Source organism: Pseudomonas sp. TZ252, from assembly GCF_056110345.1.
The window spans coordinates 4,008,905-4,031,311 of sequence record NZ_CM148566.1; the positions used below are offsets into that span (position 1 = coordinate 4,008,905).

Sequence of the window (22,407 nt, forward strand, 5' to 3'; positions counted from 1 at the left end):
CGTTGCTTCTTCTTCAGCGGGGCGCTCGGCCCCGTGGGTAAACAGCCTTAGCTGTGTTCGTTCAATCGTTGCGGCTGGCGGCCAGGCGCTCATCGCGGCCGCCGCTGGCCTTCAGCTGGGCGACCCAGTCGGCGTCGAACTGGCTGAGGTCGCTGGCCATCGGCAGGTAGCGCTCGGGAAACTCCCAGACCAGCAGTTGCGGCGGGTCCTTGCGGAAGCCTTCGTCCTGCAGCAGTTCCAGCATCGGTTCGAGGGGGCCCTTGCCTTCCTTCGCGTAATTGATCAGGTCGGCGGACAGCGCCTGTTTCAGCGCGCCCTCGAAGTTCCACCTGGGGTTGGCGCTGTAGCTGGTGCCGACCAGCGCCAGGCGCGGTTGCTGGCTATCGCCGAAGAGGTCGTCGCCCGCGCCGGACTGCTGGCCGCCCGGCAGTGCCGGCGCGGCTTCGGTGGTGCGTTGCTGCAACTGCTCCGGACGCGGCAGCAGTTCGTCGAACAGCGGGTCGAGCGGCAGGAAGCTGAGCAGGTCGCCCTTGTGCGTGCGTTCTTCGCCGACGCGGGTGACGAAGTTCTGCGCCGGCACATCCAGCAGGTGCGTCTCGCGGATCTCCGCGCCGAGGCGCTGGGCCACGGTTTCCGCGCCGAGCGGCGACCAGTGGGTGTCGGTGCGCAGGAACACCGCGCCGTTGTCCTTGGCCTGGCGCAGGCTGCCGAGCAGGTCGGGACTGTCGATGCCGGCGGCGCGGGCGCGGGCCAGGAAGTCCTGGTAGAGGCTGTCGTGCAGCGCGGCCGGCTGCTCGCGGCCGATGTGCTCGGGATACAGGCGGGCCTTGGCCGGGATCACCGCGAGCACCAGCTTGACGCCGCGTCGGTTCAGCTCCCGCTGCACGCCGCGTACCAGTGCCCAGTTGTCTTCCAGTTGCTGGCCGCTCGGTGCCGGCTTGAACTCTTCGTCGGTGAACAGCCAGCCGTCCTTGCCGATCACCACGCCGGGGCGGCCTTCGTGGAACAGCGTGTAGTCGAGTGCGGCCCAGAGGTTGGTGCCCAGGCGCTTGATCGGGAATTCCTTGTCGTAGTGGGCTTCGAAGGCGTGCGCCAGCTTGCCGTTGAGCAGTGGCGTATCGGCCGCGGCGGAGAAGCCCGGCACGCTCTTCAGCGACCATCCGGCGAGCCCCAGCAGCAGCCCGCCGAAGGCGGCGATATAGGCGTATTGCAGGGGGCGGGAAATGCTCTGTGTCATGGCGTGGGCCTCGCTCAGAACTGGAAGTAGAGGAATGGCGAGTAGCTCTGCGCGGAGAGCTTCAGCACCGAGGCGGCGAACAGCAGGAGCAGCGCCAGGCGGGTGGCCAGGACGGGCAACTGGCTGAGCCAGCTCGGCTGGTAGACCAGCGCGCCGCTCGGCGAGTAGGCGATCGCCGCCGGGTCGCCGGCGGCCTCGCGCGGGGCGCGCGGCTGGGCACTGGCCGGGCCGTCGGCGGCCACTTCGTCGCTGTTCGCCGCGGCCTTGGGCGCCTTGGTCTGCAATGGCTGGTTGTAGAACTGGCGCAGGCCGAAGAACGCCAGCACCAGGTAGGCCAGGACCAGGGTGCCGACCTGCAGGCCGGTGAGGCTGGCGCGGTTCAGTTCGGAGAGCTGCCAGGTGCCGAAGCTGAACATGGCTTCGTACATGCGCCAGGCGACCTGCAGGTTCTCGGCGCGGAAGATCACCCAGCCGATCACCACCAGGAGGAAGGTGAACGCCCACTTCAAAGGGTTGAGCACGCGCGGCGCGGCGTTCACTCCGAGGGCCCGCTCGATCGCCAGCCACATGCCGTGCCAGGCGCCCCAGATGATGTAGGTGAAGTTGGCGCCGTGCCACAGGCCGCCGAGGAGCATGGTCAGGAACAGGTTGCGGTAGGTCTGGAAGGTGCTGCCGCGGTTGCCGCCCAGGCTGATGTAGAGGTAGTCGCGCAGCCAGGTCGACAGGCTGATGTGCCAGCGCCGCCAGAACTCGGTGATCGACTGGCTGATGTAAGGCTGGTTGAAGTTCTCCATGAAGCGGAAGCCCATCATCAGGCCGAGGCCGATGGCCATGTCGCTGTAGCCGGAGAAGTCGAAGTAGAGCTGCGCGGTGTAGGCCAGGGCGCCGAGCCAGGCGTCGCCGGTGGTCGGGTTCTGCAGGGCGAAGCAGTGGTCGGCGAGGGCGGCCAGGGTGTCGGCGATGAACACCTTCTTGACGAAGCCCTGCATGAAGCGGGTGCAGCCTTCGGCGAACTTGTCGACGGTGTGGGTGCGGTGGTTGAACTGGTCGACCAGGTCCTTGAAGCGCAGCACCGGGCCGGCGATCAGGTGCGGGAAGATCGCGACGAAGGCGGCGAAGTCGATCAGGTTGTGGGTCGCCGGGGTATCGCCGCGGTAGACGTCGATGATGTAGCTGATCGACTCGAAGGTGTAGAAGGAGATGCCGATCGGCAGCAGGATGTGGGTCAGCACGAACGGCTGCATGCCGAACGAGGTGATGATCTCGTTGAGGCTGTCGACGCCGAAGTTGGCGTACTTGAAGTACCCGAGCACGCAGAGGTCGACCACCACGCCGAGGATCAGCCAGCGTTGCGCGGCCCTGGTGCGTACGCCGGCGGCGCCGATGCGCAGGCCGATCCAGTAGTTGAAGACGGTGACCCCGGCGAACAGCAGGAGGAAGTCCACCCGCCACCAGGCGTAGAACACGTAGCTGGCGATCAGCAGCAGCAGGTTCCGGTAACGTTCGCCGCTCAGGTAGTACAGGCCGAGAAAGACCGGCAGGAACAGGAACAGGAACACGTTTGAAGAAAAGACCATGCCGTCTCTCTCTCTAGAGCGTCAACCATTCAGGTCGGCCCTGCCTTTCCGCGCCCTGGAGCGCTCGAGGAAAGGCGGGACGACCCGCCGTTTTCCTCCCCGTGGTGTTGCCTAAGGTGTTGCGCCCGCCCGCGTCTGTCGCGCATGGGTCGGGGTGTGGCGCCTGGTGGGACGCCTGGTCGGCGAGCGGGGTAGAGGGGCGCGTGGCCCCCGGCCTGTGCGCCCGCTTCCCGCCACGCCCTCAACTTCCCCCTTCGCGGCTGAACACCCGCGTCACTTCGCCGCCGAGGCGGAAACTGTTGAACGGCTCGCGGTCCTTCTTCGCCTCGAGCATCTTCGGCTCGCAGCGGTAGAGGGCGCAGTAGGGCTCCAGCCAGGCGTACTTGTTGTCGACCTTGAGGTCGGTCATGTCCTGGTCCTCGCCGGTCTTCTCCTCGAAGGTTTCCTCGTCGTCGACTCCCTTCATCACCCGCTCGGCCAGGCGCTGCAGGGCGCCGTGGTTCTCCTGGCGCAGGTCGACGCCGTTGACCTGGGCGAACGCGGCGATCATCGCCAGCGGTGGCAGCGCATAGTTGTGGTAGGCGAGGGCGCGCTGGCGGCGCTTGAGTTCGTTGGGCAGGAAGCCCTGCTCGTCGACCTGGTTGGCGGCGACCTTGAACTCGCTCACCGCCCAGTCGAAGAGGTCTCGGCGGTTGGTCACCACCGCGGTGGACATCACCGACCAGGCCGCCCAGTAGGAATGGTTGTTGATCTTCTTCAGCGGCAGGCCGCTCCAGTCGCGGACTACCTGGGTGCCGAGCCGGGCGAACCAGTCCTCGATTTCCCGGCTCTGCTCGGCGTGGGCCGCGAGCGGCCGCGAGCTGGAGAACTTCAGGCGCATGTAGGCGCCGGAGAGGCTGCCCAGCGCCCATTTGCGCATGGACTTGCCGGTGTGGTTGAAGTCGTCGCTCTGCAGGGCGCCGGCGCGGGCCCAGGCGCTCATCCAGTTCAGTGCGCAGGCCAGGTCGCCGTCGCGGCCGCTGCGCATGTACTGGGTGACCAGCTTGGTAGCGCCGCGCTCCATGTCGGTGATGTCCTTGATCTGCGAGCGGAAGGTCTTCTCCGCCTTGACGTTGAGGGTCGCCCGCGCCGAATCGGAGCCTTCGTACTTGCTGGTGAAGACCAGGCTGCCGGTATACGGCGGCGGCACCGCGGGGCAGCTGCCGGCGCTGCCCTTGCGCTCGCCGACCGCCGCGTAGTAGCCGGGCGGGGGTACCAGGTCGGCGGCCTGGCTGACCTGGCTGGCGAGCAATGCCGCGGCGAGGGCACCGGGCAGGGCGATACGGATCAGGTGGGACGTTTTCATCGTTTACCTCCCGGCCACCGACTGGCTGGCCTTGGCGGGCGCCGCCTGGCAGATGCTGGCCTGGACCTCCAGGCCCTGGGGCATGTCCTCCGGCGCTTCGATTTCCAGGGAAAGGAACTGCTGGTCGGCCCAGTCGCTGTCGTTGCGCAGCTGGAAGACGTAGCGGCCGCCGGTATCGACGGCTTTCGACTGCTCGATCTTCAACTGCTCGCGGCGGCCGTTCATGTACCAGATGGTGTTCTTCAACTCGTGTACCGAAGGGTCGCTGTAGGTCACGTCGGCGACGTAGCTGCCGCTACGGATCGGTAGCGCGGCGCTGTTCAGCAGCACCTCGTTGCGGCCCTGGCGCAGCTTGATCTTGCGGCTGAGTACGGTCTTCCGGCCGGAGCAGCCGTTGTCCACCAGCGGCATGGCCTGGCGGTAGAAGCTCTTCTGCGCCATGTCGTAGTGGGTGGCGAATTCCCAGATGAGGATCTTCGGCGGGTTCTTGTGGAATTCCTCGCTGGTCATGTACGCCAGCAGCGAACTGTCGAAGCCGCCGCCGGACACCGCGTTGTTGAGGATGTCGGCGCCGCTGAACTCCTCCAGGAAGCCGGCGAAGTTGTAGGCCGGGCCGCTGTTGGAGGTGCCGACCAGGGCGATCTGCGGGTTGCCGCCGTCGCCGAACAGGTCGCCGCTGTCGCTGGCGCCCACCGGCTCGGTCTCGAAGCGGTCGACGTACTGGGTGGCGTAGCTGTTGCCGCAGAGTTGCGCGGCGGCCTTGTGGAAGGTGCCGAGCTTGGACAGCAGGCCGACGCGCTTGCTTTCGAACTGCTTCTTCGGGATCTCCTCGAAGCCGGGCACCTGCTTCAGCGTCTCGGCCACGATCTTCGCGCTGCGCCGGGCGCCATGGGGAGTCCAGTGGTGGTCGCCCTTGAAGTAGTAGGCGTGCTCCTCCTTCTCGTCGAACAGCGGCGAGAAGTCCGGGGTCCAGATGCCGGCCTGGCGGAAGCGGGCGATGGTCGCCAGGTAGTTCTTCTTCGCCAGCTCGTAGTCGAAGCCGGCCTTTTCCGCCGGGCTGAGCTTCTCACGGTTCACCAGGCCGCGGGTCGGCTGGTAGACCACCACCAACTCGATGCCCTTGCGCTTGAGTTCGTCGCGCAGTGCGCGGAGTTCGCGCCAGCCTTCGGCGCTGGTGCCGAAGTCGGTACGCAGGTCGTAGGTGGTGCGGAACAGCCAGTCGTCCTGGGCCTGCACCAGGTGGGTGAAGAAGCCCAGGTACTTGGTGTTGTAGCGCGAGTCGTCGGCGGCGGCCGGGCACAGGTTGCCGGCCGGCAGCGCCTGGTAGCTCGGCGCCGCGCCGGGGTCGGCGGCCAGGGCTGCCTGGGCCAGGCAGAGGCCGGCGGCCAGGGCGCTCAGGCGGAACAGTCGGGAAGTGCGGGTTTTCATGCGTCTGGGTCCTCAGTCCTGGAGTTCGGCCTGGCTTTCCACGGGGTCGATCAGCACCGCCTTGTCCTGGCGCACCAGCAGGTCGAGGATCTGGTCCTGCTTCTCGCCGAGAACGCCGGGCAGGCTGATGCCGGAGGATTTGGTCGGGGCGAGCATCGCCACCCGGTACAGTTCGAGGCTCAGCGGCGAATCCACCGAGAGCGGGCCGGAGCCGTTGCCGGCGAGCTTGCCGCCGACCACGATCAGCGAGACCTTGGTGTCGAATGGGTCGAGGGCGATGTTGCGGTCGGTGTTGGTGAGGTCCTTGATGTGGCCGTACACGCCGATCAGCTGGTTGCCCGCCGCGAGGTTCTCGTAGAGGCGGATGTTCACGCTGTTGCGCACGCGGATGCCGTGGCGGCGGTTGGCCAGGACCTGGTTGCCCCAGAGCAGGTTGTCGCCGCTCTCGTAGAGGGTGATGCCGTCGGAATGGTTGCGATAGACCTCGTTGTAGGCCACCAGGTTGCCCTCGCTGTTACGGTCGAGGACGATCCCGGAAAGCTTGTTCTCGTAGCTGCGGTTGTTGAAGATGAAGCTGTCGTTGACTTCCCGCGAGACGATGATGCCGTGCTTCTTCCTGGTCCCGTGGACGGTGTTGTCGGCGATGATCAGGCGGTGCGAACGGTCGTGCGGGTCGATGCCGTAGACGATGTTGTCGCGGTAGGTGTTGCCCTTCACCACCAGGTCGTCGGCCTCGTAGCAATAGAAGCCGTACCAGCTGTCGACGATGGTCGAGTCGATCACCCAGCCCTTGGGGCGCGGGCGCTTCATCTGCTTGTCCATGCCCGGGCTGTACTGCGAGATGGAGATGCCGTAGGCCTTGGAGGCGTTATAGCCGAAGCTGGTGAAGGTGCTGTTGCTCAGGTACACCTCGGCGCCGCCCCAGGAGATCAGGAACGGACGGAACTCGTTGGGCGTCTTGAACCAGGCCGGCTCCTTCTTCGATTCGCTCCAGCCGGTGACCTTGCTGTCGCGGACGAACAGCATGCCGTCGTTGACCAGGAACGCGCCGCGCTCCTGGGACAGGCGCAGTTCCTTGACCTGCTTGTCGATGTCGAGGGTCGCGCCCTGGCTGACCACGATCGGCAGGCGGGCGACGAACACCCCCGGCTCGACCTGTTCCAGCGCGCTGGCGGGAAGCTTGCCGGCGAGCTGGGCGAGGTTCACGTAGCCGCCTTCGATGAAGATCGCCTGGGGCATCTGGCGCTGGCGCTTGACCCATTCGGCGAGGCGGTTGCTGCCACCGGTGAACTCCTTCAGCGGCTGCTGCTGGACCATGCGCTGCACGCTGGCGCGGCCACCCGGCTTGCGCACGATCTTGGCTTCCACCGCGGCGGCGGTGTAGCCGGAGAGGTCGGGCAGTTTCGGCGGGTCCAGGTGCAACGGTTCGGCCGGCGCGGTGGTCACCGTGTAGTTGCCGGTTTCCTTCAGGCCCTGGGTCAGGCCCGGCTCGTTGCCGGCCTGCGCCGGGACCGGCTGCGGTTTCTCCACCGGCTGCGCCGCCCACGCCTGGCCGTGCAGCAGCACCGCGCCGAGCACTGCCGCGGCCAGCGGGCGCAGGCGCGGGAGCCGGCGGCGGGGGATCGAAAGGGAAATGTCGGGCATGTCCGGTTTCCTCGCGGGGCTCAGAAGCGCCAGATGAAGTCGACGAAGGCGCGGTGCATGGTCGAGTCGGTGCCCGGCCCGTAGGCGTCGCCCGGCTTGAACAGGCCGCCGCGGAAGCGGATCAGCGCCGAGGGCTCGTCGACGTACTGGCTCATCGAGGCCGGCAGCAGGCCTTGCTTGAAGTACTTGGTCACCACCAGGTCGAGTTCCTGGCCGATGTCCTTCTCGCCCGGTTGCAGGGCGGCGTTGATGCCGCTGGTACCGATGTCGGAGTCGTCGTCGACGCGCCAGAACTTGTGGTAGACCAGGCTCGCGTCGTAGTCCTCGCGCAGTTGCCAGGAGCCGAACAGGGTGGCTGCCTGGAGGTTGCTCAGTTCGCCGCGGAAGGCTTCGCCGAAGCGGTGCACGCGCGAGCGGGTGCCGGTGAAGTTGGAGCGATTGCTCTCCAGCCCGGTCTGCTGGAACTGCTCCTCGCCGTCCTTGCCACCGCCGCTGCCGCGGGCGTAGCCGACGCCGGCCTTCCATTGCTCGTCGATGTTCCAGCGCAGGCCGAGGTCGACGCCGAAGGCATTGACGTCGCCGCTCTGCTTGCCGGTGGCGATGCGCCGGTCGTCGACCGTGGTGGTGGTCAGGTTGTCGCGGTCGCCGGTCAGCCAGGTGGCGCTGGCCCAGTAGTTCAGCGGCATGCTCGAACGATAGTTGTAGGCATCGCCGGTAGCCTCGATGCCGAGCCAGGTGAGCTGGCCGGTATAGGTCTTGTCGAGGTTGTCGACTTCCTCGCCGGGGCGGCGCAGGTGGCCGCTGTCGTCGGCGTGGTGGATGCGCACGCCGATGCGGTGGTGCGGCGCCCACTGGGTGGAGATGTCGCCGAACACATGGGTGCGGTCCTTGTCCTCCGGAGCCAGTTCGTCGAGGTCGGTGCGGTATTCGCTGAAACGCTGGGCGACCCCGGCATGGGCGTTGAGCAGGGTGGTCTCGAAGCTCCAGTTCAGCGCCTCGATGTTGGTGTCCTGCCACTGGCCGCTGTCTTCCCGCAGGCGCTGGCGGCCGAAGCGCAGGTGCTCGCCGGGGTAGGCGGTGAGGCCGGCGTAGTCGACCCAGAATTCGCGTGCGGCGAGGTAGCTCTTGTCCGGCTCGCGACCGTCGTTGCGGCTGTTGTTGCCGTCGTCGGTGTCCGATTGCAGGGTGTCGGTCTCGATGGTGTCGGTGGCGGCCACCGCCTGGCCCATGAAGTAGGCGCTCCAGTCGCCCCACTGGCCGAAGGCCCAGGGCCGCAGGTCGATACCGATGTCGTTGAGGGTGCCGCCGGGAGCGGTGCCGAGGTCGCGATCGTTTTCCGATTCGCCGGTGATCTTCACGTCCAGGCCGAAGTTCTTCGGTGCCTCGCCGCTGTTGGCGGCGAACGCCGGCGCGCCGAGCAGCAGGGCGATGGCCAGGGACAGGGCGCGCGGCGCGAAGGACGGCCGCGGGTTGACGGAACGGGAGCTGTTCATAGGCTTTCTGGCTCTTCTTCGTTGAGCGGCGAGTCCTGGCTCTGCAGCAGGCTGACGGTGGCCTGCCAGTTGTTGCCGCGGCTCTGTTGTTCGCGCTTGAGCAATTGCTGCGCCTGGCTGCGTTCGGCCGGCGGCAGTTGCGCTTCGATCTGCCCGAGCAGGTCGCTGGCCTGCGGTACCTGCTGCTGCACGGCGAGCTGGCCGAAGACGTAGGCGTTGACCCGGTTCGGCTGGATGCCGCGGCCCTGCGACCAGAGCTGGGCCAGGGCCATGTCGGCGCTGGCCTGGCCGGCGCGGGCGGCGAGGATCAGGTGGTCGACGGCCTTCTGCGGATAGACCTTGCCGAGGAAGCCGCGGCGGTAGATCTGCCCCAGGTAGTAGTTGGCCTGGGGTTCGCTGGCGGCGGCCTTGAGCAGGTGCCGCTCGGCCTTGCGCGGGTCCTGCGGCGCCCACTTGCCGTCGTAGTAGAGGCGCCCGAGGAGCAGTTCGGCGCGTGGCTGGGCGGCGTCCTGGGCGTTCTTCAGGTAGCCGAGCATCTTTTCCAGGTCGCCCTGGTCGGGATAGTCGTAGAGCAGCTTGGCCAGGCTGACCCAGGCCGCGGGGTAGCTCGGCGCGATCTCTTCCAGCAGCGCCTGGGCGGTCTGCGGGTCGGGCTGGCCGAGTTCGCCGTCGGCGAGCACCCCGGCCACCGAGTCGACCCGCTCTCCGGGCACCCGGCCGGCCTTGTAGGCGGCGCGCAGCTGTTCGAGCAGGGCCTTCTGCTTTTCCGCGTTGCCCTGCACCTGGTAGACCGTGGCCAGTTCGTACCAGCACACGTCCATGCGCCGCAGCCAGCGCTGGCAGACCTGCTCGATCTCGCCCAGGTGCTGGGCGTAGGTGCCCTGGGTGCGGTAGAGGATGATCTGCGCCAGGTCGGCCTGCGGCAGTCCGCGCGCGCGCCACTGGTCGATGCGCTGCTGCGGGTCGATTTCCGGCCAGGACTGCGGGTACTGCAGGTAGAGCACGATGAGCGGCACCAGGGCACTGTCCTCGCCCTGTTCGAAGGCCTGGCTGAGCAGGCGCTCGGCCTCGCGGTGCTCGGCGTCGCTGGCGCCGGGCTTGGCCGCCAGCCACTTGCCAAGGCGCGCGCGGGCCCGCGGCGAGGTCTGTGCGGCTTCGCGGTAGAGCTTTTCGGCCTTGGCCTGCTGGGCGCTGTCGCCGCTGGCGACCTGCATGTCGGCGAGGCCGACCTGGGCGTCGGCGTAACCCATCGCGGCCAGGGCCTGGTAGTTGCTCTGGGCGGTGGCGAGGTCGCCGCGCTCCAGGGCCTCCTGGGCCAGGCGCTGGTCGGGCAGCCCGGCGCAGCCGGCGGCCAGGGCGATGGCCGAGGCCAGCAGCAGGTGCCGGGACGCCAGGGGCAGGGGAGGGAGGATGGGCATCTTCATGGTCGGGTACCGGTCAGCGAGCGGTGGCCAGGGTCACGGCCTTGTTCAGCAGGGTGCGGCCGGGCAGGCCGCCGATGCTGACCTCGGCCGGGCGGCCGGCGTACTGGGCGTCGAGCGGCTGGTCGGGCTGGATCTGCACGCGGATTTCCGAGGACAGGTCGCCGTCCACCGGCGCGGTGTTGACGATGCGGCCGCTGCGGTTGACGCCGTCGCCGGCGACCTGGAAGTTCACCCGGGTGCCCGGCGCCAGCTCGGCGGCGTTGCGGTAGGGGAAGCGCGCCTCGATGCTGGCCACGCTGTCGCGCGGGGCGAGGGTGAAGATCACCTGGCCCTTGTTGGCGTATTGCCCGTCGGCTACCAGTTGCTGGACCACGCGGCAGTCGCAGGGGCTGGTCAGGGTCCCTTTCATCTGGTGGCCGAAGAGCTTCTCGATGTTGCCCGGGTTGAGCTGCTCCTCGGTCAGGTTGCCCTTGAGCATGTCCAGCAGGTTGGCCGAGAAGGTGGCGATCGGCGCGCCTTTGGCGACTTCCGCGTTGGGCCCGAGAAGGCTCTGCACGGTGCCCTCGCGGGGCATGGTGATCTGCTGGTTGGGGACGCTGACCACGCCGGAATCGGCATGGGTGACGAAGTACAGGTTGTACATCTGGTTGAGGATGAAGGCGAAGGCGCCGACTCCGACGACGAAGATCGCGGTGCTCAGGGTCACCGCCCGGACCCGGCCGAAGAAGCCCATCCCGCCGTTGCCGCCGCCCTGCTTGCGGGCCTTGGTGAAGTTCTCGCGCTGGAGGGTATTGAGCATGTCGCCGACGCCGATCACCTCGCCGGCCAGGTAGGAGGTGATCAGGTAGCGCAGGGCCGCCACCTCGCGCGGCTTGAGGTTCTGGAACTCGCAGCCGACGCGGCGGCTGGCGGGGTCCACCGAGCGCACCTGGAACTCCACTTCGAGGGAAAAGCTGATGCTGTCGACCTGGAACAGCAGCTTGCCCTTGTACAGGTCGCCAGGCTGGATCGGCGCGCCGCTCGCGGTGAAGGCGAAGCCGCCGGCGGAGAGATCCAGCAGGCGTGCGTCGACGCCTTCGCGGTTGGCGCCGATGTAGCGGATGCGCGCCGGCAGCTTGACCCGGGCGAACTGGCGCTGGGCTTCGGATTCGTGCACGACGTTGACGTTGACGGCTGTATTCATGGTGTCGGGTCCTGTTCGGTCCAATCTGGGTCGATTTGCGCGCGGGCCGCGGCCCTGGCGTTGTCCGTAGTCGATTCGGTGGTCATACGATGGTCAGCAGCACGGCGACGAAGATGCTGGCGGCAGAGAAGGTCATGGCCCGCGACGACCAGGCGTTGAACCAGCGCTGGAAGCTGGCCAGGCCGCGCTCCAGCTTGGTCGGCTGGCGGGTCCAGGACTGCCGGTCGAGGCGGAAGAACACGTAGATCTTCACCAGCGCGCCGACGATCTGGTTGTAATAGAGGATCAGCGGATAGGCCGGGCCGATGCGGTGCCCGGAGAGCGAGAGGAGCAGGGTCAGCACCAGGCGGGTGAGGCCGATCCAGAGCAGGTACACCAGCAGGAAGGCGATGCTGTACTTGAGGCTGGCGAGGATCGCCACCACCAGGCCGAGCAGGCTGGTCCACATCGAGACGCGCTGGTCGAACAGCACCAGCATGGTGAACCAGCCCAGGCGCCGCGCGCCGAGCTTGAGCGCGCGCGAGTTCTGCCGCAGGTTGTTGCCGTACCAGCGGTACATCAGCTTGCGACTGGCCTTGATGAAGCTCTTCTCCGGCGGGTGCTCGACCGTGTTGATCGCCGCGTCGGGCACGTAGAAGGTGTCGTAGCCCAGGCGCATCAGGCTGAACCAGCTGGACTTGTCGTCGCCGGTGAGGAACTTGAAGCGACCCAGGCGCCAGTGCTCCAGGTGGTCGTTCTCGACGTCGGTGATGAACTCGGGGTTGGTCACCACCCGGGCGCGGAACACCGACATCCGTCCGGTCATGGTCAGCACGCGCTTGGACAGGGCCATCGAGCACATGTTGATGTGGCGCTGGGCGAAGCGCAGCTTGTGCCACTCGCTCATCACGTAGCCGCCCTGCACTTCGCAGAATTCATTGGTGGTGAGGCCGCCGACGTTGGGGAAGAGCTTGAACCAGGGCACGGTCTTCTTCACCACGCCGTGGTCGAGCACGGTGTCGCCGTCGATCACCGCGACCACCGCGTCGTCGTCCGGCAGGTGCCGGGAAATCGCGCGGAAGCCATAGGCCAGGCCGTCGCGCTTGCCGGTGCCGGGAATCCGCACGAAGTCGAGGCTGACCCGGTCCGGCGGGTTCATCTTCTCCCACAGAGAACGGACCAGGACCTCGTCGGACATCTCGACGATGGAGCAGACCACGGTGGTCGGGTAGCCGCTGTCGATGGCTTCGCGGATCACCGAGCGATAGACCATGGCAGTGGTCAGGGCGTCGATGCGGAAACTGGTGACCATCAGGAACACGTGCGACGGGTCGGCCGCGCTGCCCAACTGGCGCACGCGCCGGCGGTAGTACGGGTAGACCACGTGGAGGAACAGCATGCCGCGCAGGAAGTGCACGCCGCCCATGGAGTAGCGCCAGATGCCGACGGCGCCGATAAGCAGGATGAAATCCTTGGAGTCGGCGTCGAACACGGTCTTCGGCACTGCCAGCGCGAGCACCATCAGCAGGCTGAGGAACACCAGCCAGCCGGTGGCTTCGGCGAGGCCACGTTTGTAAGTTTCCATCATCAGTTCCATCGGGCTGGGGACCTTGGCCTCGACGCCGGCGTGCGCTTGTTGTTGTTATGGCGCACGCCGCGGAGACGGCCTTCGGTCCGAGGGCGATAAAGAGGTTCTTTACCGGCTCACGGGGCCAGGGGGGCGGCCCGCTACCAGCAGATGCCCTCGGCCTGGGCAGTGGTGGTGTGCGGCATGAAGCCCACCAGGTCGACCAGCTTCTTGCCGCTCGGGGTCTTGTTCACCAGGTCGACGAACAGCTCGTCGCCATTGCCCAGCACCAGCACATCGGAACTCGCCACCACTTCGTCGAGGTCGGAGACCAGCAGTGAGGAGACGTGCGGGATCTTCGACTCGATGTATTCCTTGTTGGCCCCGTGGACACGCGCGTATTCGACGTTGCGGTCGAAGATGCGCAACTCGTAGCCCTTGCCGATGAGCATCTCGGCCAGCTCCACCAGCGGGCTTTCGCGCAAATCGTCGGTGCCGGCCTTGAACGACAGGCCGAGCAGGCCGACCTTGCGGGTGTCGTGGCTGGTGATGAGATCGAAGGCCTTCTGCACCTGGTTGGAGTTGCTGCGCATCAACGAACCGAGCATCGGGTGCTCGACGTCCAGCTGGCTGGCGCGATAGGTGAGGGCGCGTACATCCTTGGGCAGGCAGGAGCCGCCGAAGGCGAAGCCGGGACGCATGTAGTAGCGCGACAGGTTGAGCTTGTGGTCCTGGCAGATCACGTCCATCACCTCGCGGCCGTCGACGCCGACCGCCTTGGCGATGTTGCCGATCTCGTTGGCGAAGGTGACCTTGGCGGCGTGCCAGACGTTGCAGGTGTACTTGATCATCTCGGCGACCTCGACGGTCTTGCGGATGATCGGCGCGTCCAGCTCGCGGTAGATTTCCTCGAGAAGGTCGCCGGTCTGCTTGTCCAGTTCGCCGATCACGGTCATCGGCGGGAAGTCGTAGTCCTTGATCGCGGTGCTCTCGCGGAGGAATTCGGGGTTGGTGCCGACGCCGAAGTCGACCCCGGCCTTCTTGCCCGAGCAGTCCTCGATCAGCGGGATCACCACGTTGTTGACGGTGCCCGGCAGTACGGTGCTGCGCACCACCACGGTGTGGCGTTCGGACTTCTCGCGGATGGCGAAGCCGATCTCGCGGCAGACGGTCTCGATGTAGCCCAGGTCCAGGTCGCCGTTCTTCTTGCTCGGCGTGCCGACGCAGATGAACGATACGTCGGAGTCCAGCACGGCCTTCTTGAAGTCGGTGGTGCCCGACAGCCGTCCGGTCTGCCGGCCTTGCTGCAACAACGCTTCCAGGCCCGGTTCGACGATGGGCGACTTGCCCTGGTTGATCAGGTCGATCTTGGTGTTGGAGACATCCACACCAATGACTTCATGACCGCGTGCCGACAGGCAGCCAGCACATACTGCACCGACATAGCCCAAACCAAAGATGCTGATTCGCATCGCATTCACCTCGATTGTTTGTCGCGCCGTTAATGAGGTGGCCGTATGGCCACTTCCCTATCTGGCGAGCCGTTACTACGAGCCCCGATCCAGAGCCCTTGATCCGCCTTCAGGCAGTTTCGAATAGAGTGCTTAGTTGTTCGGCACTCTAATAGGGCAAGTTATAAGTTCATGCCCTTTAATGTTTCAGGTGGGTTTCAATAACGGTGCATAACCCGACCTTGGATGCTTCGTTTTAGTTCGGTCCATAGAATTCAAGTTTCTAAAGGCCTTTAATTTCAACAGGTTGAGTTTGTCCCTCGGAGCGGAGTCCGATTATTCGAGACGGTTTCAAGTTGCTCTGCCCATAACTATCGATAGGCATCGCGGTGATAGGATGTTTTCTCTGCGAGGGAAGTTCCGGCCGTTTGTCCCGCTCGCGAAATATTTGGAAATATCCGTTTGATATCACTTGATACCAACTTGATGGCCTTTCCGTTAAATGCCTGCCAATGGCCACTAGTTGCAGAATGCATGGCGGCTGAAAGTTCCGCGTCACCGGAATGAAACAGAAGCCGCTTTTACCGCCTTAAGCAAACCTTAAGGATTCCTTAATCTTCGACCCATGCACTTTGCAATCGTAATTTGCATGTAATGGCGGGAGGCTGGTAATGGCCAATGGATTACGCCGGAGATGGCATTTCCGCCTTGAATTGGGGAAAAGTCTGTGGGCTGGGCGTGAAAAAATGTGATGCAGTTCCGAATGACTTGCAGACGAACGGTTGAGTAGGCCTATTCGCCACAAGGGCTTTTCCGGGGAGAAAGGCGACGCAGCAGGGGTGTCGGAGGGACGAACGGTAGCGCCAGGAGGCGTCGGCGTGCCGAAAGAGGAGCGGCCCGCCAGGACGGCGGGCCGGGGAGATCAGTCTTGCGGGGCGTCCCTGAGGAATACCAGCTGATCCGGGCCGGATTGCTCGGCGCTGAAGTAATAGCCGTGGGCATTGAAGTCCTTCAGCCCGGCCGGGTCGCGCAGGCGCTCGCGGATCACGTAGCGAGCCATCATGCCGCGAGCCTTCTTGGCGTAGAAGCTGATGATCTTGTACTGGCCGTTCTTCAGGTCCTTGAACTCGGTGTCGATGACCCGCGCTTGCAGCGCCTTGCGCTTCACCGCGCCGAAGTACTCGTTGGAGGCCAGGTTGAGCAGCACGTCGTCGCCCTGGGCGGCCAGCGCTTCGTTCAGCCACTGGCTGATACGCTCGCCCCAGAAGGCGTAGAGATCCTTGCCACGGGCGTTGGCCAGGCGGGTGCCCATTTCCAGTCGATAGGGCTGCATGAGGTCGAGCGGGCGCAGCACGCCGTAGAGACCGGAGAGCATGCGCAGGTGATCCTGGGCGAAGGCGAAATCGTCCTCGCCGAAGTCTTCCGCGTTGAGGCCGGTGTAGACATCGCCCTTGAAGGCGAGCAACGCCTGCTTGGCGTTCTCCAGGGTGAACTCCGGATGCCAGCTGGCGTAGCGAGCGGCATTCAGGCCGGCGAGCTTGTCGGAAAGCTTCATCAGTTCGCTGATCTGCAGTGGCGTGAGCTGGCGCAGTTGCTGGATCAGTTCCTGGGCGTGGTCCAGGTATTGCGGCTGGGTGAAGCGGTGGGTGACCGGCGGGGTCTCGTAGTCCAGGGTCTTGGCGGGGGAAATCACCATCAGCATCGTTCAGGCTCCTCGAATCGTCGGGCGATTGTAGGGGCTGGAGACGTCCGGCTCCACCTATGCGGTCGATAGGGAAAGGCGCCGCCGACCGAACGGCGCCGAGGTATCAGGCCTGGACGGGAGCGAGGTGCGCGGCGACGCTGCCCCGGGCGGCGAACACCACCAGGTGGTCGGCGGCGACGCGGATACCGACGTCATCGCCCGGCTGGTGGTCGGCATGGCTGGGGAAGATCGATTCCAGCTGGGTACCGGTGGGCAATTGCAGGCGGTACAGGGTGGCGGCGCCGAGGAAGGTCTTGCCGACGATCCGCGCCTTCAGCTCGCCCTGCGGCGCGTGCACCAGGTCGTCCGGGCGCAGCAGGACGTCTACCGCGCTGCCGGAAGGCAGGCTGTAGGCGCGATTGCCGCGGATCACGCCGAGTTCGGTCTGCACCGTATCGGGGCTGAGCAACTGGCCGCGAATGAAGTAGCCCTGGCCGACGAAGCTGGCGACGAAGGGCGTCAGCGGCTCGTGGTAGAGGTTGTAGGGAGTGTCCCACTGTTCCAGGTGACCTTCCTTGAACACGCCGATGTGGTCGCAGACGGCGAAGGCTTCTTCCTGGTCGTGGGTCACCAGGATCGCGCTGGTGCCGCGTGCCTTGAGGATCTCGCGAACCTCCTGGCTGAGGCTGCGGCGCAGTTCCACGTCGAGGTTGGAGAAGGGTTCGTCGAGCAGCAGCAACAGCGGTTCGGGCGCCAGCGCGCGGGCCAGGGCCACCCGTTGTTGCTGGCCGCCGGAGAGTTCGTGGGGGTGGCGCGCGGCGAGGTGGTCGAGCTTGACCAGCTCCAGAAGCTCGCGCACCAGGCGTTCGCGTTGTGGATGCTTGCGGATGCCGAAGCCGACATTGTCGGCCACGCTGAGATGGGGGAACAGCGCGTAGTCCTGGAACACCATGCCGATCCGGCGTTTCTCCGGCGCCAGGGTGAAGCCGGGACGCGAGATGACTTCGCCGCCCAGCTCGATCTGCCCGGCCAGCACCGGTTCGAAGCCGGCGATGGCGCGCAGGGTGGTGGTCTTGCCGCATCCCGAAGGACCCAGCAGGCAGCCGATGTCTCCGGCATTGAGGTGCAGGTCGAGGTCCTGCACCACTTTCTGCGAGGCGTAGCCGCAGGCGAGATCTTTCAGGTTCAGCAGCAGGTCGTGGCTCATGGGCTCAGGCGTAATGGGCGTGTTCGATCAGCAATTCGAGGAGGGCCTTCTGCGCGTGCAGACGGTTCTCTGCCTGGTCCCAGGCTACCGAGCGCGGGTCGTCCAGCAACTCTTCGCTGATTTCCTCGCCGCGGTGGGCCGGCAGGCAGTGCATGAATAGTACATCGTCGGCGGCCCCATCGAGCAACGCGGCGTTCACCTGGTAGGGACGGAACAGGGCGATGCGCGCGGCGGCTTCGTCTTCCTGGCCCATCGAGGCCCACACGTCGGTGCTCACCAGGTGCGCGCCGGCCACCGCCTCGCGCGGGTCGCGGACGACGCGCAGGCGGTCGCCGGCAAGGGCGACGAACTCGGCCTTCGGCTCGTAGCCCTCGGGGCAGGCCACGCGCAGCTGGAAGTCGAACTTCAGCGCCGCTTCTATATAGCTGTTGCACATGTTGTTGCCGTCGCCGATCCAGGCCACGGTCTTGCCCTGGATGCTGCCGCGGTGCTCGTGGAAGGTCTGCATGTCGGCGAGCAACTGGCAGGGGTGCAGGTCGTCGGACAGGCCGTTGATCACCGGCACCTTCGAGTGCGCGGCGAATTCCGTCAGGGTGGCGTGGGCGAAGGTGCGGATCATCACGCCGTCGAGCATCCGCGACATGACCCGGGCGCTGTCGCCGATCGGCTCGCCGCGGCCGAGCTGGGTGTCGCGCGGGGAGAGGAAGATCGCCTGGCCGCCGAGCTGGATCATCCCGGCTTCGAAGGACAGGCGGGTACGGGTCGAAGCCTTCTCGAAGACCATGCCCAGGACCCGGCTCTTCAGCGGCTCGTAGAGCACGCCTCGGTTGCGCAGGTCCTTCAGCTCGCTGCCGCGGCGGATCAGACCGATCAGCTCTTCGGGGCTGTAATCCATAAACGAGAGAAAGTGCCGTACGCTCATCGCTGACTACCTTTTATTTTTACTGCTGGCCGAGGCACTGGCCGGCTTTCGCGAGAGAAAACGGGACTGGACCTGCGGCGGGACCGCAACGTGCGGGAAAATAGGGGAAGGCGCGATCTTATAAGGAAATGTCGCGGAAACACAAGGAGGGGCTTGGAAGGCGCGGGTTACGGGGTTTTTCCCGGGTCTTCGCCGTTGTCCCGCCGCCAAAGTCCCGCCTCGTCGATCTATCGGTTGGGCGGGGCGACGCTTTATGCTGTGCGCGCCCGAATGCCTTCATGGAGGAGGCGGGTTTCGGACCAGGGAGGTCGAACATGCACACGGGAGAAACACTCGCCGCCGCGCCGCCGGCACGGCCATTGCGCCAATCGCGGCTGGGCGGCCTGTCGCTGTTCCTCGCCCTGGCCGGGGTCGCCATCGCGCTGGCGGTGATGGCGCTCGGCGAGCGGATCGACCTCAGCGACGAGAACCATCTGCTCGGCCTGTTCGCCGCCTTGCTGGCGGTCTTCGCGGTATCGACCTGCGGCCTGGTGCTGGGCCTGGCCGGCCTGCTCAGGCGCAGCCGCAAGCGTCACCTGGCCCTGGCCGGCATCGTCCTCAACCTGTCGTGCCTGCTCTGGGGCTGGCATGCGCTGAGCACGGCGGCGGCCGCGATCCTGATGGTCCTGGGGCAAACCGGGTTGTCGTTCCTCAGCGCCCTGGCGGTGCTGTTCGGCATGTTCTTCTTCCGCCAGGCCTGACCCGTTCAGCGACTGTGCGCAGGCAGCCTGGGCGCCCGCCGTTCGGCCGCTCGTTCATCGGATTGCCGGATTGCGGCCATTCGTCGCGGATTTGCAGGGGGAGGGGGCTCAGCCGGGGAAGGAGGGTGCGAGAGGAGCAAAAGGTGAGCCCCGGAGGTGCGGATCTCCGGGGCTCGTGCGGCACGGTGGTGCGGGCACCGGGTCGCGATCAGCGCTGGAAGGGATAGTACAGCGCTGGATGGACAGTATAGCGCTATGCATTTCGCATGAATCCTTTAGTTAGGTCTTTTTCTCATATTTGCAGCGGTTTCGTGACCGAGGGCAATGAAGTGGCTTTTTCCCCTTGCCGCCCGCCGGAACCCATCCAACGGCTGGCATGCCCTCGTAACCGAAGTCAGAAACGCCAGTCGACGGCCAGTCCGACGCCATGGTCCTTCTCGCGGCTGCCCAGCAGGCCGTTGTAGCCCAGCCGCACGCTCACTTCGCGATTCACCGCGAGGCTGGCGTCGACGCCGAGCAGCGCGGCGTCGCGGGACAGGGCCACGCTTTCCACGCTGAATGGCTGGCTGCCGCTGGCGAACGCCAGGTGCCGTTGCGGGGTGGTGTCGCTCAGGTTGTGGCGCCAGCCGAGGGTGCCGGAGAGCGCCAGGCGGCGTCCGGCATCCAGCTCGAAATGCCGTTTCGCGCGCAGGCCCAGGGTGGTGAAGGCGGCGTCCAGGTTGTCGTCGCCACCCTCCAGGGCCGCGGCGCTACCGCGTTCGCGGAAGTCATCGCTGGCGACGTGCACGTAGGCCAGCCCGGCGAAGGGTTCCAGCTCCAGGCTGCGCCAACCCAGCGCGTAGGCGGCCTCGGCGAACAACTGGCTGCTCTGTGCGTCGAGCTTGGCCTTCTGCTTGCCGGCCACGGCGCCGTATTGCAGGTCGCGCTTGACCTCGGCGCGGTGCCAGGCGTGCGCTGCGCCGAGGCTCAGGCGCCATTGCTGCAATTGCCGGCCGAGGTAGGCGCCGAGGTGGTAGCTGTCGATGCTGGCGGAGGATTGCAGGCTGCTGTCCATGTTCAGCGAGCTGTTGCTGTAGCCGGCCACCAGGCCGAGGCGCGTGTCGCTGGCGACCTGGCTGTCGACGCCGAGCAGGAAGCCGCCGACCGAATGCCGGTAGCCTTCGCTACCGTGGCTGCCATCGGCGCTCTTGCCCCAGGAGCCGAGCGCCTTGAACCAGCCTTCGGGAGCCTCCCCGCCGGCCTCGCCGTCGCTGGCCTGGCGCAGGCGTTCGCCGACGCTGTCGCGCAGATAGCGGCTGTCGTTGAGCAACAGGCCGGCGAGCGCCGGGTAGATTTCCCCGGACAATTGCTGGAAGGCCCGTTGGGCGGTTGCGGCGTTTTCCGACAGGAGCAGGCTTTCGTAGACCGGGTTGCCGGCGCCGAGCGTTTCCACGGCCCCAGCGACCGCCGCCTGGTTGGGCGTCTGCGCGACGCTGGCGAGGGTCGTGCCGTTGCGTCCGATATCCAGGCGGATGGCGTTGGCCGCGTAGTCCAGGGTGCCGCCGAGGAACAGGTAGTTCGGCAATACCGCGTCGAAGCGCCCTTCGATGCCGCCGGCGGCGTCGAGGATGTCGTAGCGGCGGCCGACCAGGCTCTCGACCTGGGACTGGCTGAGCAGGTCGGGGCTGTTTTCCATGGCCAGGGTGACGTTGCCGCCCGCGATGCTCGCCTTGCCGCTGGCGACGATCCGGTCGCTGGCGCTTTCCGAAAGCTCCACCGCGTAGGTCGAGCCGGATTCGAAGCGCAGGTCCCCGGCGACCTCCAGGGTGCCGATGGAGTTGCCCGCGGCCACCGTGCCGCCGGAGCGCGCCAGCAGGCCGCCGATCCTGCCGCTGCCGCCGAGGGTGCCGCCGGCATTGACTTCGACGGCGGACAGCAGCGAACCGTCGACGCTGAGCAGCCCGCCATCGACCAGGGTCGGCCCGCGATAGGTGCTGTCGCCGCTCAGGACCAGGCTGCCGGCACCGGCCTTGACCAGGCTGCCCTGGTACTGGCGCTGGGCGGCGGCCTGGTCGCGGGCCATGCCGATGGCATAGTCGGTGCGCTCCTGCTGGCTGGCACCGGCCGGCAAGCCGTTTTCCCAGCCCTTGTCCTTCAGCGTCCGCTGCCAGGCCGCGTGCTCGGCGGCGTCCTCGGCCTGGCGCTGGAGCAGGGCGCTATCGGAAATCGGGTTGCTCCATTCGTCGCGCAGGCCGGCCGGGAGGTTGGCCTCGAAGCGGCCGAGCAATTGTCCAGGCCCATGCATCGCCCGACCGAGATCCGGCACGCCCCAGCCGACGGTGTCGGTGGGGGCGCCGGTCGGCGTGCCGTCGAGCTGGGTGGCGGTGGTCAGCAGAACCTGCAGCGCCTGCTCGTTGTTCAGGTACGGATAGCGCTGCATGACCAGGGCCAGCGCGCCGGTGGCGTGGGGCGCGGCCATCGAGGTACCGGACTTGTTGGCGTAGCCGCCGCCGGGCATGGTGCTGTTGATCAGGCGGCCGGGCGTGGTGATGCACCAGTACTTGGCGATGCCGCAGCGGTTGTAGCGCTGGCCGTTCTGTTGGTCGAGGCCGGACACGGCCAGCCAGTGGCCTTCCAGGTCCGGCTGGAAGTAGGGCAGGGCGGAGCGCACGCTGGCGTTGGCGTAGCCGCTGTTGCCGGCGCTGAAGACGTTGATCACGCCCTGGCGGGAGACGCCGGCGGCGGCGTCCAGCCAGGTGGAGCGCCCGTAGTGCTGGGCATAGGCGGCGTGCAGGCCGTCGAGGGTCTCGTAGCTGACGTCCTTGGGCTGGCTGCCCCAACTGTTGTTGATCGCCCGCACCCCGGCGTCGGCCAGCGCCTGGTAGGCGGCCTTGAAATAGTTCGGGTCGGGCGTCGGGCCGAACAGGAAGCTGTCGTTCTGGTTGGTGTTGGCGACATATACCTGTGCCGCGTAGGCCACCCCGTGCATGCCGACGCCGTCGCGCGAGGCGCCGAGGGTGCCGCCGACGTGGGTACCGTGGGAGTCGTTGTTGCCGTTCATCGCGCCGCTGACGCTGAACGGCGTGCCGTCGACATAGGTGCCGCTGGCCGTCACCGGCTGGTAGCGCGAGGCGGGAGTATCCGGATGGCTCGGGTCGAAACCGGAGTCCATCTCGCCGATCTTCACGCCCTGGCCGTCGATGCCGGCGGCATAGGCCTGGTCGGCCCGCATCCGTTCCAGGCCCCAGTCCTGCTGGTATTCGGCGGAGCGCCAACTGGCCGGATCGCCGGGCCGACCGGCTTCGACATAGGCGGCCGTGGCCGGCTGTGCGATCCAGGCGCCCAGCAGCAGGGCGGCTGACAACGAGGTGGGGCGAGGGCGGAAGGAGTGGTCGTCGGTCATGCGGTCTCCACGCTTTATTGGTCTTGTCGGACAGGGGTGGACTCGAAGAGACAAGGTTTAGCACCGGCTTTCGCCGCGCCGGAATTCCCAGGTGGATAGTTGACAGCCGGACAAACGGCACGCCTCCCCTCTACCGCGCCCATC

The 22,407-nt window shown here is 66.6% G+C and carries 15 protein-coding genes; 1 reads left to right on the forward strand and 14 read right to left on the reverse strand.

The genetic code is table 11. The features are described 5' to 3' along the window. Positions 1-61: 61 nt before the first annotated feature. The 13 genes from algJ to argF all read right to left on the reverse strand — a co-directional run bounded on the left by algJ (position 62) and on the right by argF (position 18,141). On the reverse strand, positions 62-1,237 hold the full coding sequence (algJ, locus tag ACYAF3_RS18545) for an alginate O-acetyltransferase (RefSeq protein WP_003092111.1): 1,176 nt from the start codon (positions 1,235-1,237) through the stop codon (positions 62-64). Between the two features lie 14 nt (positions 1,238-1,251). Then, positions 1,252-2,814 carry an MBOAT family O-acyltransferase gene (locus ACYAF3_RS18550; protein WP_003110467.1) on the reverse strand — a complete coding sequence of 521 codons (1,563 nt, stop codon included), beginning with the start codon at positions 2,812-2,814 and terminating at the stop codon, positions 1,252-1,254. A gap of 241 nt (positions 2,815-3,055) precedes the next feature. After that, positions 3,056-4,159, reverse strand: a complete 1,104-nt coding sequence (gene algL, locus ACYAF3_RS18555; RefSeq protein WP_003092108.1) for an alginate biosynthesis protein AlgL — start codon at positions 4,157-4,159, stop codon at positions 3,056-3,058. 3 nt (positions 4,160-4,162) lie between these two features. Continuing rightward, a complete protein-coding gene (gene algX / locus ACYAF3_RS18560) occupies positions 4,163-5,587 on the reverse strand; it encodes an alginate biosynthesis protein AlgX (RefSeq protein WP_023099318.1) in 1,425 nt (474 codons plus the stop codon). 12 nt (positions 5,588-5,599) lie between these two features. Beyond that, a complete protein-coding gene (algG, locus tag ACYAF3_RS18565) occupies positions 5,600-7,231 on the reverse strand; it encodes a mannuronan 5-epimerase AlgG (protein WP_003110465.1) in 1,632 nt (543 codons plus the stop codon). A 20-nt stretch (positions 7,232-7,251) separates the two neighbouring features. Continuing rightward, complete coding sequence (gene algE / locus ACYAF3_RS18570) at positions 7,252-8,724, reverse strand: outer membrane porin AlgE (protein WP_003092105.1); 1,473 nt, start codon at positions 8,722-8,724, stop codon at positions 7,252-7,254. Further along, positions 8,721-10,148 carry an alginate biosynthesis TPR repeat lipoprotein AlgK gene (gene algK / locus ACYAF3_RS18575; protein WP_003158304.1) on the reverse strand — a complete coding sequence of 476 codons (1,428 nt, stop codon included), beginning with the start codon at positions 10,146-10,148 and terminating at the stop codon, positions 8,721-8,723. The genes algE and algK overlap by 4 nt, the downstream gene beginning before the upstream one ends. A 13-nt stretch (positions 10,149-10,161) precedes the next feature. Continuing rightward, complete coding sequence (gene alg44, locus ACYAF3_RS18580) at positions 10,162-11,331, reverse strand: alginate biosynthesis protein Alg44 (RefSeq protein WP_003092101.1); 1,170 nt, start codon at positions 11,329-11,331, stop codon at positions 10,162-10,164. 82 nt (positions 11,332-11,413) lie between these two features. Beyond that, positions 11,414-12,898: a mannuronan synthase gene (alg8, locus tag ACYAF3_RS18585; protein WP_003119545.1), complete on the reverse strand. Its 1,485-nt coding sequence runs from the start codon at positions 12,896-12,898 to the stop codon at positions 11,414-11,416. Between the two features lie 140 nt (positions 12,899-13,038). Beyond that, positions 13,039-14,349 (reverse strand): GDP-mannose 6-dehydrogenase, encoded by a 1,311-nt coding sequence (algD, locus tag ACYAF3_RS18590; protein ID WP_061363098.1) that lies wholly within the window; start codon positions 14,347-14,349, stop codon positions 13,039-13,041. A 901-nt stretch (positions 14,350-15,250) separates the two neighbouring features. Beyond that, entirely contained in the window at positions 15,251-16,030 is a 780-nt protein-coding gene (yaaA, locus tag ACYAF3_RS18595; RefSeq protein WP_031633816.1) for a peroxide stress protein YaaA, read from the reverse strand. A gap of 106 nt (positions 16,031-16,136) precedes the next feature. Then, entirely contained in the window at positions 16,137-17,219 is a 1,083-nt protein-coding gene (locus ACYAF3_RS18600; RefSeq protein ID WP_003092092.1) for an ABC transporter ATP-binding protein, read from the reverse strand. Positions 17,220-17,223: 4 nt separating this feature from the next. After that, positions 17,224-18,141: an ornithine carbamoyltransferase gene (gene argF / locus ACYAF3_RS18605; RefSeq protein WP_003092090.1), complete on the reverse strand. Its 918-nt coding sequence runs from the start codon at positions 18,139-18,141 to the stop codon at positions 17,224-17,226. 314 nt (positions 18,142-18,455) lie between these two features. Here argF and ACYAF3_RS18610 point away from each other — a divergent pair, with 314 nt between their 5' ends. Then, positions 18,456-18,881, forward strand: coding sequence for a hypothetical protein (locus ACYAF3_RS18610; RefSeq protein ID WP_185838812.1), 426 nt, complete (start codon positions 18,456-18,458; stop codon positions 18,879-18,881). Between the two features lie 394 nt (positions 18,882-19,275). Here the strand turns inward: ACYAF3_RS18610 and eprS are convergent, their stop codons facing one another. After that, a complete protein-coding gene (gene eprS / locus ACYAF3_RS18615; RefSeq protein WP_004345350.1) occupies positions 19,276-22,263 on the reverse strand; it encodes an autotransporter serine peptidase EprS in 2,988 nt (995 codons plus the stop codon). Between the last annotated feature and the right edge of the window lie 144 nt (positions 22,264-22,407).